Source organism: Ureibacillus acetophenoni, assembly GCF_900220965.1.
Lineage (GTDB): Bacteria > Bacillota > Bacilli > Bacillales_A > Planococcaceae > Ureibacillus > Ureibacillus acetophenoni.
In genome coordinates this window covers 203,587-219,159 of sequence record NZ_OBQC01000001.1, presented here as the reverse complement: position 1 = coordinate 219,159, position 15,573 = coordinate 203,587, and the positions used below count along the sequence as shown (strand labels likewise).

Sequence of the window (15,573 nt, the reverse complement as noted above, 5' to 3'; positions counted from 1 at the left end):
AATAGAAAATTAGGCTAGAAAACGTGATTTTAGCACCATTACATCTTTGATAAATCGCATACTTGTAAATCGTGATTGTTACTTGCGAATTCTCATACTTTATTTGCGAATTTTGATTTACTTGCGATTTTCATATTACTATTTGTGATTTCTAGTAAGTTATTTGCGGTTCCGGATGTTTTATTTGCGAATTGCAAGTTACTTGCGATATCTCACTCTTTACTTGCGAATTCCTTAAGTCCATTTGCGATTTTAGATGATCAATTTGCGAATTCCGGATGTTAATTTGTGAATTACAATTTACTTGCGATTTCTCACACTTTATTTGCGAATTCCTTAAGTCCATTTGCGATTTTAGATGATCAATTTGCGAATTCAGGATGTTAATTTGCGAATTCTAATTTACTTGCGATTATCGATTGTTTACTTGCGATTTTCATATTTCTATTTGCGATTTCTAGCAAGTTGTTTGCGGTTCCGGATATTTTATTTGCGAATTGCAAGTTACTTGCGATATCTCACTCTTTACTTGTGAATTCCGGAAGTCCATTTGCGATTTATAGTAAGGTATTTGCGGTTCCGGATATTTTATTTGCGAATTGCAAGTTACTTGCGAAAATTTCACCACTTATTTGCGAATGCGAATTTTGATGATCAATTTGCGAATTCTAATTTATTTGCGATTATTGATTGTTTACTTGCGGTTTTCATTTTTCTATTTGCGATTTCTAGTAAGTTATTTGCGTTTCCAGATATTTTATTTGCGAATTACAAGTTACTTGTGAAATCTCACACTTTACTTGCGATTCTCGCATCCCTATTTGCGAAATCCACGGTCTTATTTGCGAATCCCGCGCCACCGCTCCTCGCACCAGCGCCGCCACGCCCCGCGGCTCCACACCCACAAAAAAATAAAACACCCCGCAATCACCCAAACCGCGGAATGCTTTACTTATTCTACTTCCTATGTCAACAATTATGCGAAAATCCTATATTTAAAATTGATTTCCAATATAATAAATGCTCGTTACTTTCCAAGCATTATCTTCTTTGACCAAAACGGTTACTTGGCGGCCTTCGTCTTGAAGTTCTGTGCCGGATGCAAGTTCGGTCATGTCTGTTACGATGTTGGCGTAAACTTGTGCTTCGTTTTCGTTATATTTCACAATAGTGATGTCTGAAGCGGTTTTTGTAATATCGTATTGTTCAAACGCCATCTTTGCTGCTTCTTGATCGTCTTCGATGGAGAAGCCTTGTGGATTTTTAGAAAGTGTGTTCACATAGCGATCGATGTCTTTTGCGTTAAATGAAGCAATATATTCTTCGAATGATGAAATAATAGATTCTTTCTCTTCAGTAGGCACACCAGATGCTTCTTCAATTGTTTCACCCATGATTTCAAAACCTACTGTACCTTCTTCAATAATTTGTTCATTTTCTGCAAGATTCACTTGTTGTTCTTTATCACTGCAAGCTGCAAGCATAAACACTGCAAAAACAGCTATCAACCATTTACTCATTTGCCTAATCCTCCCGATGCACAATTGTAGCATACTTTCTGACCTATGCCTATTGGCTTACTCTTATTCAACTAAAATAGTGAAATTTTCACTGGAATAATACAAATCCATATTGAAACGAAATTTGCACCTTTAATCATATCAGGATTTAATGACGCTTCACAAATTAAATAGTTGCAAAAAAATTCTCGCGCTTATTCTAGCATGTAGCATTTTTACCTAAAATAACCTAAATATCACAATATTATGGCAATAAAAAAATTCCAACCTATAACAGATTGGAATTTCTCAATTCTATAAAGAGTTTAATAGAAATTAACGAACTTCTACCCACCCATTTTTAATAGCAGTAACAACAGCTTGTGTTCGGTCGTTCACATTCATTTTTTGAAGAATGCTTGATACGTGGTTTTTAACCGTTTTTTCAGAAATATATAATGTTTCACCGATTGTACGGTTCGATTGTCCATCAGTTAATAATTGAAGAACTTCACACTCACGTTTTGTTAGTAAGTGGAATGGACGACGAATTTCTGTTTGGTGGAAATTGCCTTTATTTTCATGTTCGCTTAAGCGTCGGAACTCAGCCACTAGGTTTTTCGTTACTTTTGGATGTAAATAAGAACCACCATTTGCTACGATTTTAATCGCTTCAACGATTTCATCTGCATCCATTTCTTTTAACATGTAACCTAATGCACCTGATTTTAATGCATGTGATACGTAGCTTTCATCATCATGAATTGAAAGCATAATTACTTTTGCTTCTGGGAATTCTTTTACTAACTCAGATGTCGCATCGACACCATTTTTCCCTGGCATGTTAATATCCATTAGTACAACGTCTGGTAAAACTTCACGGTATAAGCGAACGATATCCGCTCCGTCGTCACCTTCAGCAACCACTTCAAACGTGTCCTCGAAATCTAAAATTCGTTTAACCCCTTCACGAAACAGTTGGTGGTCATCGATAATAATAATTTTTGTCATAATTGTTACCCCCTAGACTAACATTTCCGCATACATCTAATTTATAGACGTTTTTTGTCAATTTTAAGTTCCTATGTTCCTATACGATCTTGTATTTCGTGGAGTGGAATTTTAAATAAAATAACGGTCCCATCTCCAACGTTACTTTTAATTTCCATAGTTCCTTTTAATAAATCTACCCGTTCTTTCATACCAACTAAACCAAAAGATTTGTCTTTTATTGTATTTAATTCAAAACCATTACCATTATCTTTCACAATGATATTTATATGTTCTTTTAACCATTCTATTTTAACCCATATATCTCGTGCATTGCCATGTTTTATTGCATTGTTTACGGATTCTTGAACTAAACGAAAAATCGATACTTCATAATCCGATGGTAATCTCTCTCCATTATTATTTGACTGAAAGTGTATTTGTACACCGCTGTTATATTCCATCGTCGTTAACAAATACTTTCTTAAAGTCGGAACAATTCCTAAATCATCTAATGCCATTGGTCGTAAGTCATAAATGATGCGACGAACTTCCGACAAAGCATCACGGACTGTTCCCTTTAACTCTCTTATTTCTCTAATGGCTGAGTCAATTCCTCTTTCTCGATAAGTTCTTTCAATTAAATCAGTACGCAATAAAACATTCGCCATCATTTGAGCTGGACCGTCATGAATTTCTCTTGAGATCCTTTTTCGCTCCTTTTCTTGAGAAGCGATAATCTTTATACCAAAATCTTGTTTTAATTTCGCTTTTTCAAGAGCTCTACTCACATTTTTCAAATCTGACGTTAAATAATTAATAACGACGTTAACTTGGTCGACAATATGTTCGGCCCTTTCGATTGTATCACTTAAATCTCTTAAACGTCGTTCAATATCATCTCTCTTTTCCCTTAGCTGTTTTTCGTTGGCACGAGTAAGAGATAGCTTAATTTGTAAATTGTTTGCATTTTCATAAGCCTCTCTAACTTGTTCTTCGGAATATTTATCGAAATATTTACTTACTTCAACCAATCGATTTTTTGCTAACCTTAACTTTTGTTCTAATATGTCACTTTCATTAATTGTGACAATTATTTTTTGTTTAATAAATTCAAGCTCTATTTTCATTTGTTCGAAGCTTCTTCGACTTTGTTCGCTTATAATAAAAATATCATTCTTTGAATTTGTAATTGTATCTATCATTCGATTAAAGATTACATCTAATGAAGCGATATCAATTTTTTCATTTGAAAACATGGTTTTAATCCTCATTTCAGTAAAAACTCAAACTAGGTAAAAAAAGCTATACAATTCATTTTACATTAAACACACTTTAGTACTAGACTATTATATCACTTTTTATCACTTTGTTAAAAATTACAAACATTTGTAATGTAAAATATACATAATATTAACATTCGAAGGAGAATTAAATATGCTCAAAAATTACAAAACAGTGAAAGGCTTTGGAGAACAGGAAATAATCATCTCAAAATCAAGGTTCATAGCTTATGTGGATCGTGCAGAAACTGAAGAAGAGGCAATTCAGTTTATTGATAAAATAAAAAAAATGCATCCTACCGCAACGCATAATTGTTCTTGCTATATGGTTGGGGAGAACGATCAGATTCAAAAAGCCAATGATGACGGGGAACCTAGCGGAACTGCAGGCGTTCCTATGTTAGAAGTACTCAAAAAACAAGGTTTGAAAGATACAGTAGTTGTTGTAACGAGATATTTTGGTGGTATAAAACTTGGTGGAGGCGGTTTAATCCGCGCTTACGGGAAGGCCACTACAGAGGGAATTTCTGCTGCGCAAGTAGTGGAAAGAAAATTGCATCATCAACTGAAAATTTCCATAGACTATACATGGTTAGGAAAAGTAGAAAATGAAATTCGATCTTCTCACTACATTTTGGAAAATATAGCATACGCTGACCAAGTTGATATATTTGTCTATGTATTAAGTGACGAAGAAGAAACTTTCACTAGCTGGATGACGGAAATTACGAATGGTCAAGCTGTCGTGAACAAAGTCGATCAAACGTATCTTGAATTTGTTTTATAGTAAAGTATTTATTTACTGAATTTTATCAACGTAGTATAATTAAATTTATGAGTATTTTATACGTGACATTTTTTGACTTATTATTGCAAGAATCAACATTCGCATAGAAAATAAGCTATTTATTTTCATATATAAGGAGAATTTTAATGAAAAGAGCAAATCAGCAAAAGGGCAAAAAAGGCGCTTTCGTATATGCACTGAAAATACTTGTCCTACTTTGTGCCTCCCTTTTAATTTGTTTAACTACATACGCAGTCTATTTAACGAAAAAAGCAGAAACAGCAGCAGATAAAGCCTATGAGGAAATAGAAGATCGTGAAAAGTCGGAGAAGCGTGAAACGGCTGTAGAGCCAACCCAGGACAACGTATCTATTCTATTTATTGGTGTTGATGATAGCGAAAACCGACAAGAGGCTGGTTTAGGAAATCCTCGTTCGGATGCTTTGTTATTAGCTACCTTAAACCAAGAAGCAAGAACAGTGAAGTTAGTAAGTATTCCTCGTGATTCATTTGTTTACGTGCCTTATTTAAATTATAAAGATAAAATTACACATGCTCATGCATTTGGTGGAACACTAGCTACGATTGAAACTGTAGAAGAATTATTTGACATTCCAGTAGATTATTATGTGAAGATGAACTTTAACGCATTCATCGATGTAGTTGATGCAGTTGGTGGAATTGACATTGAAGTTCCATACGATCGTTTAGAACTTGATGAAAATGACCAACGTACAATTCAATTACGAGAAGGTTTCCATACATTGGATGGACGTGAAGCGTTAGCCTTAGCACGTACTCGTTATTTAGATAGCGATATTGAACGTGGGAAACGTCAGCAAGAAATTTTAAAAGCCATTGCTAAAAAAGCAGCAAACATTACTTCCATTGGTAGTTATGGCGCAATCATTGATGCTGTCGGTGCTAACATGAAAACGGACATGACCTTTGAGGAAATGAAATCATTCTTCGCATACTTAATAGGTGGAATCCCTCAAATTGATACATTGACGCTTGATGGTCAGAATGGATCAAACCCAGCTACAGGTGCGTATATTTGGGAACTAGATCAACAACATTTAATTGAAACGCAAAACATATTAAAAAGTCATTTAGGATTAATTGAAGACTCTTCGAATCTTTCAGGTGTTAACCCAAGTGAAAGTGCCAGTCCAAGCGAAATTGAATGATCATATGAAGTTTAACCCCTCGGATGTGAATTCGAGGGGTTTTTTATTTGGCTGTGCTTTTGAAAAATTGGTATGAGAGCTTATTAGAAAAAAATCTTTAAATATTAGAAAGCTTCATGTAGTTATTAGATAATTTTAGAAAGTTATTAGAAATATGACCGATTATTAGAAAATATGCACAAGTTATTAGAAAGAATCTACTAGTTATTAAAATTTCTACATTGGTTTTTAGAAATATTCAGTAGTTATTAGAACTTAAGAGATTGGACTGAAGATATTCGCCAAAATGATAAATAGATTCGCCAATCTGCATGATCTATTTGCCAAAACATAGGATTTATTTGCCTAGATTAGAATTTCTGGAATAATAAACAAATATATTCGTCAGATCCTTGAAGGTATTCGCCAATCTGCATGACTTAATCGCCAAAACATCAATATTATTCGCCAACACATATTTTTCATTTATGTACCTTTATTTCTCACTATCACAAACATATTCCTCTCCCCTCCGCCTGCTTATTTATCCCAAAACTTCATGAATCTTCTTGTCATTTTTTGTATGAACCTGTTCATATAGTGAATTATCCGTCGTTCTAAATGGGCTTCAAGTCCTGGGTAGCTCAAATTTTGTGCGGGCTTTATTTCGTTATGGAAGGGGGTGGAGAAAATGAACGTACAATACGGTAATGAGTATGCGTATTTGGATATGGCAGCATTAATGGCGTTTGTTCTAGGATTCATTGTGTTCTTTTTGATTTTTGCACTCATCGCTTACATTCTTTCTGCCATTATTTTTTCAAATACTGCAAATACGAACGGATTCAATGAGATAGCTGTTTTCAGTTGGATTCCGATCATCAATATTTACGTTTTATTTGCACTCATATCCAAAAAAACAACCATCCCTGAAATCAAATCAGATGCTTTAAAATATACATTAATCTACTTTGGTCTAGCCATTGTTTCAGCCATACCAGTATTAGGATTTTTAGCAGCAATTGCCCTGATGGTATTAGTGATTTACAGTTTCTATCGATTATTCTACCGCTGGACAGGAGACCAAACAAAAGCCATTCTATTCGTCATTCTAATGTACATTACTGGTGGAATCTTCTTCTACGTCTACGGACTCATGAAAATGAAAGACCGCTTCATGGCATGGTAAAATTGTTTGCGTACCAGGTACGCAAACAATTCTGAATATTCAAAATTGTGTGGGTACCTGGTACCCACACAATTTTTTTTATTTTCTTCGATTGTAGTCTGCTTCAATTTCCTTCTTCCACTCTTTTTCGATTTTCCCCTCTTTTCGGTAGTTAAGGACGGTTTCTGTAACAACGGAGAAATTCATTTGTACTCCTTCTTCATCGGCGTGAAATTCTACCGCGTGATCACTATCGATTCCTAATTCACTTGCTGTTCCGATCGCATCAATGTTTGCACCTAGGAAGATAAATTCCCACCCGCATTCTTTTTGTTTTTGTATCATTTGTTTAATTTTTTTGTAGTCAAACTCACGACTAGAATTTTCTAAACCATCTGTAGTAATGACAAAAAGCACTTTTGCAGCTCGATGCTCTTTCAGTGTGGCATTTTGAGCTTTTTTAATTTTATTAATCGTGTGGCCAATTGCATCTAAAAGCGCTGTTGTGCCGCTCACTTCATAATCCTTTATTGTTAATGGTGCAACCCCTTTAACATTGATGCGGTCATGTAATAATTCATTTTCATGATTAAAGAGAACTGTTGTAACTACGGCTTCCCCTTCTGCCTCCTTTTGTTTTGCAAGCATCGAATTGTAACCGCCAATTGTGTCAGACTCTAACCCTGACATCGAACCACTTCGATCTAAAATAAATACTAACTCTGTTAAATTTGTCATAAAAAAATATCCTCCAATTCGTTTATTAATTGAAGGATATCAAATGTAAAATTACGTATGGTCGCATGGCAGGCGACGTTTTTATGCCCCAAGAAGCTCTTGTTCAAAAGTAAAGAGCGCTTCATTAATTTCAAAAATATTATAGTTTTTCTGTTCGATGAAATATTTAATAATCAAATCAAACTTCCTACTATTAGAAAGTGTATATCCTGCTGTGCTCAACAAATCGATTGTTTCATCGATATTTAACTCCAGTGCAATCGCAAATGCTAGAACCGTCTTCTTTTGAGGAGTGTAGTCTCGTTTTTTTTTAATTTTGGAGAACAGCCTGCGATCGATATTGGCCTTTTTGTATGTTTCAACATCAGTCTTTCCCTTTTCATCAATCAGACGAAGTAGTCTTTCGGAAAACGTTTCGTCCAATTGATTTAACACGTCTTCTAACGAGCGGGCTTTATTGTCGTATTGTATCTCTTCTTCTTTTTCTAGTATATCTTCGGAATAAACTTGATAGTGTTCAAATTCACCCCGTCTAATATTAAGAGACTCTAACTCTTCCTCATAATGATCGTCTATAAATTGTTGAATAGAATGAAATAACTTTTCGCTCAAAGAAACAGCCTGTTGATCAAAGACAACTATCGTAACGTCCATTTCATTATCCAATAAAAACTCGCTAATGGTAGACACTGCGATCTGCAAAGCTTCTCGTTTTGGATAACCGTAAATGCCCGACGAAATTACCGGAAAAGCAATGGATTTGCATTTATGTTCAGCTGCAAGTTTAAGTGAATTTTTGTAACAAGACGCTAAAAGTTGAGCTTCATTTTTCGTTCCTTCACGCCAAATTGGACCAACTGTGTGAATAATATATTTCGCGTTGAGATTAAATGCATCGGTAATCACAGCTTCGCCAACTGCGCATTCACCGATTTCATTACACGCTTTTTGAAGTTGCTCAGCCCCTGCCGCACGAAAAATCGCACCACAAACACCGCCCCCCATCCTCAGCGCAGAGTTCGCCGCATTCACAATCGCATCCACTTTCATCTTCGTAATATCATTTCGCACAATATTTAATGGCATAGCCTCATCTCCTTTTACAGTGCCTCTTTTACGGTACCTTTTATTCGGTACCTGGTACACGCACAATTCTGGAACTATTCAGAATTGTTTCTGTACCAGGTACACAAACAATTCTGAAAACTTTATACAATTTCATCTTCGTCTCCGAGTTTGGTAACATAGTCGATTAAAAAGTGAAGTACGATAATTGGTAGAATGGAACCTAAACCAATGTATAGGATCGAAAAAATATATCCAATAAACGTCGTTCTAATAACATCCCCTATTCCCTGATACGTATGGGCTAACCCAAAAAGGACGGATGCAGCGAGCATTACGAGCCAAATTGAGAGACTTGGAAACAAATATGCAATTGCAAAAATTAAAAATCCTCTATAAATAATTTCTTCCGTCACACCTGCTGTGATGGAGATATAAGTCCAAGCCTTCTTTTCCTTCTTTGTCACAGGTATTAAAGATTTAAAACTAATTTCACTTAACTGCTTTTTCTTTGATTCTATAAATTTCTTCCGAAAGTTTACATTAGAATAATAACTAACAATGTAAAATATCAACACAATAAAATAAAAAGCCGCCACAGCCAATGTTGCATAAGTAATGATTGGCCCAAGAATTTCTGAGTTAATAGTAGGTAAAGTAATTCCCACATCTTCGAAGGTTAACTCCGTAAATAAAATTACGAAAATAATGAAAAGCGTCGGAATCCACAATCCCAACATAATATTTTTAAAATATTGTAATCGTGCTTGACTGAATAAAAAGACACGTTCTTCAAATTTTTTAAAACCAAAATAACCAATGATAGGTTCATAGATTAATGTAAATAGAATAAAAATCCAGAATATTATTCCCAAATTATCCCTCCTATAATACCAATATACGATTTTAAAAATCAAAAAGTTTCGTATACCTTATTAACACTGGGTGATTCGTTAAAAACATTACAAACTTCAACTTAGAACTGTTATATAAAAATAATAAAATTCTATCTTGCTGTTATATAACATAATATGTTATCATTTAAAAAAATACTAATATACAGAAAATTCTAATAGAATTGGAGATGAGAAAATGATTACATTCTTAGTTTGTATCGCACTATTAATCGTAGGTTACTTTACGTATGGAAAGTTTGTTGACAAAGTATTCGGCTCAACACCTAGTCGTCCAACTCCAGCATATGTAAATTCAGATGGCGTAGACTATGTGCCAATGTCAACACCAAAAAATTCATTAATCCAATTATTAAACATAGCTGGTACTGGTCCAGTATTCGGACCAATCGCAGGGGCTTTATATGGTCCTGTGGCATTTATTTGGATCGTTGTAGGTTGTATTTTTGCAGGGGCTGTACATGATTACTTAACTGGGATGATTTCAATTCGAAACAAAGGCGCTCACCTTCCTGAGCTTGCTGCAAAGTTCTTAGGTAAATTCATGAAGCATGTTGTAAATGTATTCGCACTATTATTACTTATTTTAGTTGGTACAGTATTCGTTACTTCACCAGCGATGTTAATTAATAATTTATTAGACGGACAAGTTGCACTGGCTTTAATTGTAGGAGTTATTTTCTTATATTATATTCTTGCAACTTTATTACCTGTTGATAAAATTATCGGTCGTTTTTACCCATACTTTGGAGCAATTCTAGTAATCTCGGCATTAGGGATTGGCATTGGAATGCTAGTTACTGGTGCACCAATACCAGAGTTAACGTTTGAGAATATGCATCCTGGTAACTTACCGATTTTCCCACTTTTATTCTTCACGATTACTTGTGGGGCTCTATCTGGTTTCCATGCAACTCAAACACCAATTATTTCTCGTACAACACAAAATGAAAATCAAGGACGTAAGATTTTCTACGGTATGATGATCGCTGAAGGTATTATTGCTATGATCTGGGCAGCTGCTGCAATGAGCTTATTTGGCGGATATGGCGGATTAAATGAATTACTTGCTGCGGGCGGTCCTGCTGCTGTAGTAAGTGAAGTTTCATTACTAATGATGGGTTCTATTGGTGGTACAATTGCTGTTTTAGGGGTTATCGTATTACCAATCACTTCGGGGGATACTGCATTCCGTGCAGCACGTATGATTATTGCAGATTACTTTAAATTTGCACAAGCTAAATTATTAAGTCGTTTATGGATTGCAATACCTTTATTCGTAATTTCGTTTTTATTAACAAAAATCGATTTTAATATTTTATGGCGTTACTTCTCTTGGGCAAACGGTGTAACTGCCGCAATCGCACTTTGGGTTGGAGCAATGTATTTATTCTTAGCGAAGAAAAATCACTGGATTGCAACGGTTCCTGCATCATTCATTACATCAATGTGTTATGTATATATTTTATACGAACCAACAATGGGATTCGGAATTCCATTAACAGCTTCATACATTGGTGGAGCAGTTATTACTGCAGCAACAATCGCGATTTTCTTCATCTCTGCATACAAACAACGCGGAGGCTCATTCTTACTGGATGAGGACGTTTCAGGATATAAACAAATTTAAGTGAAACAATATACAATTTAAAAGAGGGTCCTGCTAAGGGATCCTCTTTTATATTTGGTTGTGAATCTAAATTGTTTGGGTGCCAGGTACACAAACAATTCTGAAAACTTTATACAATTTAAAAGAGGGTCCGGTGAAGGGACCCTCTTTCTTCGGGTTAATTCGAAAACTTAATTAAGTCTTCTTTTGCACCTTTTTTAAACTTCAATTTCTTTACATTCTCAGCCCCGCGAATTTCAATGACATTTGGACCTTCAATTGTTACTTCCTTAATTTCTGTTCCTTTAAAATCAAGAATTGCCCCAGGTTGTTCTGGATTGATTGTAATTTTAGTATTTTTAAATCCTTTACCATGAAATTCTGCGTATCCACTTGTGACAAACATGTTATTCAATTTTGTGTTTTCAGCTAAATGAATTTCAACACTTGGATCAGTAATAGTGATTTTATTCGCATGATATCTTGGTTTATCTAATACAATCACTTTCTCAGCTTTTCCTTCAGATTTCTTCTTGAAATCAATCTGTACCATCACCGGATCATGGTCACTAGCACGTCCTGCCATATCTGTAAAATCAGCGTTTATATGAAGAATATCAATCTCTGTTTTTTCCGCTAGATTATTGGAAACTAAAATGTGATCAAGCACTTGCGAGTTTCCTTGGAATAAATACGTATAACGGTCAGCAGTTTCTACTTTATTAATCATATTCGTCATGAGATCGCCCTCATGAATTTTAAGCGCTTCTGAGAATTGGAAGTCATTAAAGTCTCCCACAGAAACGACGTTTGCATCTGGGTTTTCCGATTTAATGTCTTCAATAAAGTCATACACGATCTTCGCAATTTCCTTACGCTGTGCTTCACTGCCGTAAACAGGTGGCTGTGTTGAACCAAATAAAGGTGTATCCCCTGACTTAGAGTTCCAGTGGTTTACGATGACAATCACTTCTTCGCCTTGGAAGTTAAATTGTGCTGCTAAAGGCTTACGACTACTATTGAATGCCGGATTTGTTGGGTCAATGCGACCTGGATTCAATGTTAATGAACCATCCTCATAATCAACAGCTGTTGTAGCATCCCCAACTGGAATGACATTTCCGTTTTCATCCTTCGATAAACTTACACGATCCGGATTATAAAATACTCCTACACGAATATTCGCATTTGGTGCGCCACCGTCTTTATTATTTTCGGGATCAATGTTCACATACTCATAACGAGGTCCACCAGCATCCACAATAGCTTGAATCAAACGCTCATAACTTTCATTTGCCGCTGAGTCACCCGCCAATTCTCCATTATTATCCTGCACTTCTGTTACTCCGATAATATCTGGACTTTGCATGTCTTCCACAAATGCTCTTGCCAGTTTTTGAGCTTTGTCGTTGGACGTTTCTTTCGTATTATTTGAGAAGTTTTCTAGATTATAAGATGCGATTGTTAATTTTTCTTCATCTTTAACAATTGTAGTCGTTTCAGGTTCAGCTTTCCCTTCTACGAATGCGTCTTGCATATCTTCTAAATCAACATAAATCTTATAGTTTTGGAATCCATAATTCACTACACCTTGAATAGGGCCGACGAATTTATCCCCCGTTGCTACTTCGAAATCTCTTGCCGCGTTGTTGTCATACATTTTAAATTGAATACGGTCTGCATTTGCATTATTTTCTTCTAATAAAACACCGCCGTGGATCGTGTTTGTTTCACGATTTTCAAGTACCGTGATTAAATCTCCGTGTTCTTGAGGTGCCACAGCCTTCACTAATCCGACTTCCACTAACATACCTTCAAGGCTTTCCCAGAAATCGATAGCATCTTCTTGTGGATCAAATTGCGAAAATCCATCGTTATCAATAACATCACTCGGTAAATTTGAGCTAGTAATGATGAATGGTTTAGGAAGATCAACACTTTTCTCAACAACTTTGACCACACCACCACGATCATCACGAGCATTAATTTGAGTGACTGGTAAATCAGTATCTTGCTTCGAATCATAGTAACCATCAATATGATATTCATCTACAGTACCAGTAACACTTACTAAATTACCAACTTGAACCGTTGCTTTATTTCCTGTATAAACAACGATCCCTTCTGATGTTCTTGGATTTCCATCCTTTTTATCGTCCGGAGTTTGCATTGTAAAGTAGTTTCCGCTGCCAATTTTGTATGTGTAAGTTACAATACCTTCAACATTTTCAACGACAGTTCCTTGTAACGGTGAATGGTGGCTCTCCCCTTGGATATCATGAATTCGAATGTCTTCCGCTTCATAAACAGTATAAGTGAATTCATTCACTTCGCTATTTGAAAGTCCATCTTTCACGGCAATCGCTTTAATTGTCGTAGAATCATTGATTGTGATTGGTTTCTCGTACAATTTACCATTCGTAACAGTTGGTTCAGTTCCATCAGTTGTATAATAAATTTCGGCACCAACTGTAGAAGTTGTTAAAGTTACTTCAGTTCCTACAGGGAGCGCTCCAGATGGATGTGAAGCGTAAACTCTTTGAACTGTTGTCGCATCTTCAACAATATCAGCTTGTCCACGTGGGATAATTTGATAGTCTTGATCAAATTGTTGGATGATGCCTGTGATTGAATCGTACGTTGTTCCAACTGATAAATTTAATGTACCTGTTTCATCACGAACTAAAAATTCTGTACCATCTTCTGCTTTTGCAGTGTAGTTAGCCCAGCCGTTACCTTTATTCACATCGATTAGCTCGAGGTTATTAACAATTGCTAGCTTGGATTCATTCTCTTCATTTATTTCTGCTCCATTTAGTTGTTTAGGCTCAGGAATAGTTGCTGCTTTTGTTTCTACTACTTTTGCAGAGTCCAATTGTAGTAATCCTCTAAAATCTTGTAATGAACCACTTACAATAATTTCATCACCTAGTTCAACATCTAAGGAAGTTGGGCGAACTGCGATTGCCGCGGTTTCATCTTGAATATGGATTGTATTTTTAAGTTTTGCAGTAACAGTACCCTTTACAGTCGCGCTACCAGATGCTTGTGTACGCGCATCAGCAATTGTTATGACATTAGGTGTTTCCGGGTCGACAGGGCCACCTGGAGTTCCATCGCTCAAGTGTTTACCTAGATCTGTAAAGCTATCTTTTCCTAACCCAGTCCATTCAACCTCAGGAACAAATGCATCGTAAGGATTTGTATCACCATTTAGGACTGTACTATTCCTAATTAGCGTATTATCTACTGTTTTTACAGTAGTTCCCCAACTAGCCCCCGGATCTACACCAACTTGTCCAAATGAATCAATAACTGTATCTCCATTTTTTAAGACAAGAGCATCGTCACCGTTAAAATTAATAACAGCGTTACTCTCTAAATCTCCTACCGCTTTAATAGCTTCACTTGCCTGGCTGTTATATAGAACATAGACATCACCATTTTCTAATATTCCCGATAATGTAACTGCTTGACTTGCTGTAGACGCACCATTTGAATAAATTTCTAATGTGTAATTTCTTAAATCAATAGCTTTTCCTGTTCCATTATAAATTTCTATTGCTTTATTAAAACTACTACCCTCAATATACTCAGAAATAATAAGATCCGTTGCGATTGATTCCGCATTTACTGTACCTGGAACTACTGGAACAGCCACGCTCGCGACCAAACTAGTTGCTAATAATGCATTAATGGATTTCTTCCAAGATTGTTTACTCATTCTAATAATCTCCTTGTCAATTGGAATTTTAACTTACACATAGTCAGTATTCTTATATTAGAAAATGAATTTTTCTGATCAAAAGGACTCCTTTCTATTAGGAAACTTATCGATTTAATTCCAGTTAAATTGTACTAGTAATTTATTAATTCCCTATTACACAATGTGAATAGAATGTAAATACACATAATTCTGTTATGAAATGTTAAAACCTTCTTTTGACATTAAAAATATGGGTTAAATCTGAAATTTGATTCATTTTAATTAATTCCGAAAATTAATATTAGGAAAATATTCTCGCCTCAAAATATACAAAGCCCCACCCCTATCCACCAAAATCCTGGATATAAAGACCTCCAAATATTTAACAATTCTTTACAAAACAAATTGTGCGGGTGCCAGGTACCCACACAATTCTGAATAGTTTGGGTGCCAGGTACACAAACTATTGAGAATATTCAGATAACTAACCGAATATCAAAATATTTTTTTGGATATATATTTCCACTCAACCTTTGTATTTATTATTAAATTAACGTTTAAATATGTACATTCACTGTTTTTAAAAAAGGATGGTTGGTGGACAATTATCTGATACTCTATTAACTTTATAGTAGAATTTAAATT

The 15,573-nt window shown here is 35.4% G+C and carries 12 protein-coding genes; 5 read left to right on the top strand and 7 right to left on the bottom strand.

Annotated elements, in window-relative coordinates; genetic code table 11:
- Positions 1 to 75: 75 nt before the first annotated feature.
- Positions 76 to 285, top strand: a complete 210-nt coding sequence (locus CRO45_RS19885) for a hypothetical protein (RefSeq protein WP_141400310.1) — start codon at positions 76 to 78, stop codon at positions 283 to 285.
- 710 nt (positions 286 to 995) lie between these two features.
- Here CRO45_RS19885 and CRO45_RS00890 read toward each other — a convergent pair.
- The 3 genes from CRO45_RS00890 to CRO45_RS00880 form a co-directional block, all read right to left on the bottom strand.
- Complete coding sequence (locus tag CRO45_RS00890) at positions 996 to 1,520, bottom strand: nuclear transport factor 2 family protein (protein WP_097147741.1); 525 nt, start codon at positions 1,518 to 1,520, stop codon at positions 996 to 998.
- Between the two features lie 315 nt (positions 1,521 to 1,835).
- Complete coding sequence (locus CRO45_RS00885) at positions 1,836 to 2,510, bottom strand: response regulator transcription factor (protein ID WP_097147740.1); 675 nt, start codon at positions 2,508 to 2,510, stop codon at positions 1,836 to 1,838.
- A 71-nt stretch (positions 2,511 to 2,581) separates the two neighbouring features.
- Entirely contained in the window at positions 2,582 to 3,748 is a 1,167-nt protein-coding gene (locus CRO45_RS00880) for a sensor histidine kinase (protein WP_097147739.1), read from the bottom strand.
- A gap of 178 nt (positions 3,749 to 3,926) precedes the next feature.
- Here CRO45_RS00880 and CRO45_RS00875 point away from each other — a divergent pair, with 178 nt between their 5' ends.
- The 3 genes from CRO45_RS00875 to CRO45_RS00865 all read left to right on the top strand — a co-directional run bounded on the left by CRO45_RS00875 (position 3,927) and on the right by CRO45_RS00865 (position 6,917).
- A complete protein-coding gene (locus CRO45_RS00875; protein WP_097147738.1) occupies positions 3,927 to 4,559 on the top strand; it encodes a YigZ family protein in 633 nt (210 codons plus the stop codon).
- 146 nt (positions 4,560 to 4,705) lie between these two features.
- Complete coding sequence (locus tag CRO45_RS00870) at positions 4,706 to 5,749, top strand: LCP family protein (RefSeq protein WP_097147737.1); 1,044 nt, start codon at positions 4,706 to 4,708, stop codon at positions 5,747 to 5,749.
- Positions 5,750 to 6,419: 670 nt separating this feature from the next.
- Positions 6,420 to 6,917: a hypothetical protein gene (locus CRO45_RS00865; RefSeq protein WP_097147736.1), complete on the top strand. Its 498-nt coding sequence runs from the start codon at positions 6,420 to 6,422 to the stop codon at positions 6,915 to 6,917.
- Positions 6,918 to 6,995: 78 nt separating this feature from the next.
- Here CRO45_RS00865 and CRO45_RS00860 read toward each other — a convergent pair whose 3' ends face one another.
- The 3 genes from CRO45_RS00860 to CRO45_RS00850 all read right to left on the bottom strand — a co-directional run bounded on the left by CRO45_RS00860 (position 6,996) and on the right by CRO45_RS00850 (position 9,574).
- Complete coding sequence (locus CRO45_RS00860; RefSeq protein WP_097147735.1) at positions 6,996 to 7,634, bottom strand: vWA domain-containing protein; 639 nt, start codon at positions 7,632 to 7,634, stop codon at positions 6,996 to 6,998.
- Between the two features lie 81 nt (positions 7,635 to 7,715).
- Complete coding sequence (locus tag CRO45_RS00855) at positions 7,716 to 8,720, bottom strand: macro domain-containing protein (protein WP_097147734.1); 1,005 nt, start codon at positions 8,718 to 8,720, stop codon at positions 7,716 to 7,718.
- Between the two features lie 122 nt (positions 8,721 to 8,842).
- A complete protein-coding gene (locus tag CRO45_RS00850; protein WP_097147733.1) occupies positions 8,843 to 9,574 on the bottom strand; it encodes a CPBP family intramembrane glutamic endopeptidase in 732 nt (243 codons plus the stop codon).
- Between the two features lie 217 nt (positions 9,575 to 9,791).
- Between CRO45_RS00850 and CRO45_RS00845 the strand changes: the two genes are divergently transcribed.
- Positions 9,792 to 11,243 (top strand): carbon starvation CstA family protein, encoded by a 1,452-nt coding sequence (locus tag CRO45_RS00845; protein WP_097147732.1) that lies wholly within the window; start codon positions 9,792 to 9,794, stop codon positions 11,241 to 11,243.
- Between the two features lie 157 nt (positions 11,244 to 11,400).
- Here CRO45_RS00845 and CRO45_RS00840 read toward each other — a convergent pair whose 3' ends face one another.
- Positions 11,401 to 14,946 carry a chitobiase/beta-hexosaminidase C-terminal domain-containing protein gene (locus CRO45_RS00840; RefSeq protein WP_097147731.1) on the bottom strand — a complete coding sequence of 1,182 codons (3,546 nt, stop codon included), beginning with the start codon at positions 14,944 to 14,946 and terminating at the stop codon, positions 11,401 to 11,403.
- Positions 14,947 to 15,573: the final 627 nt, after the last annotated feature.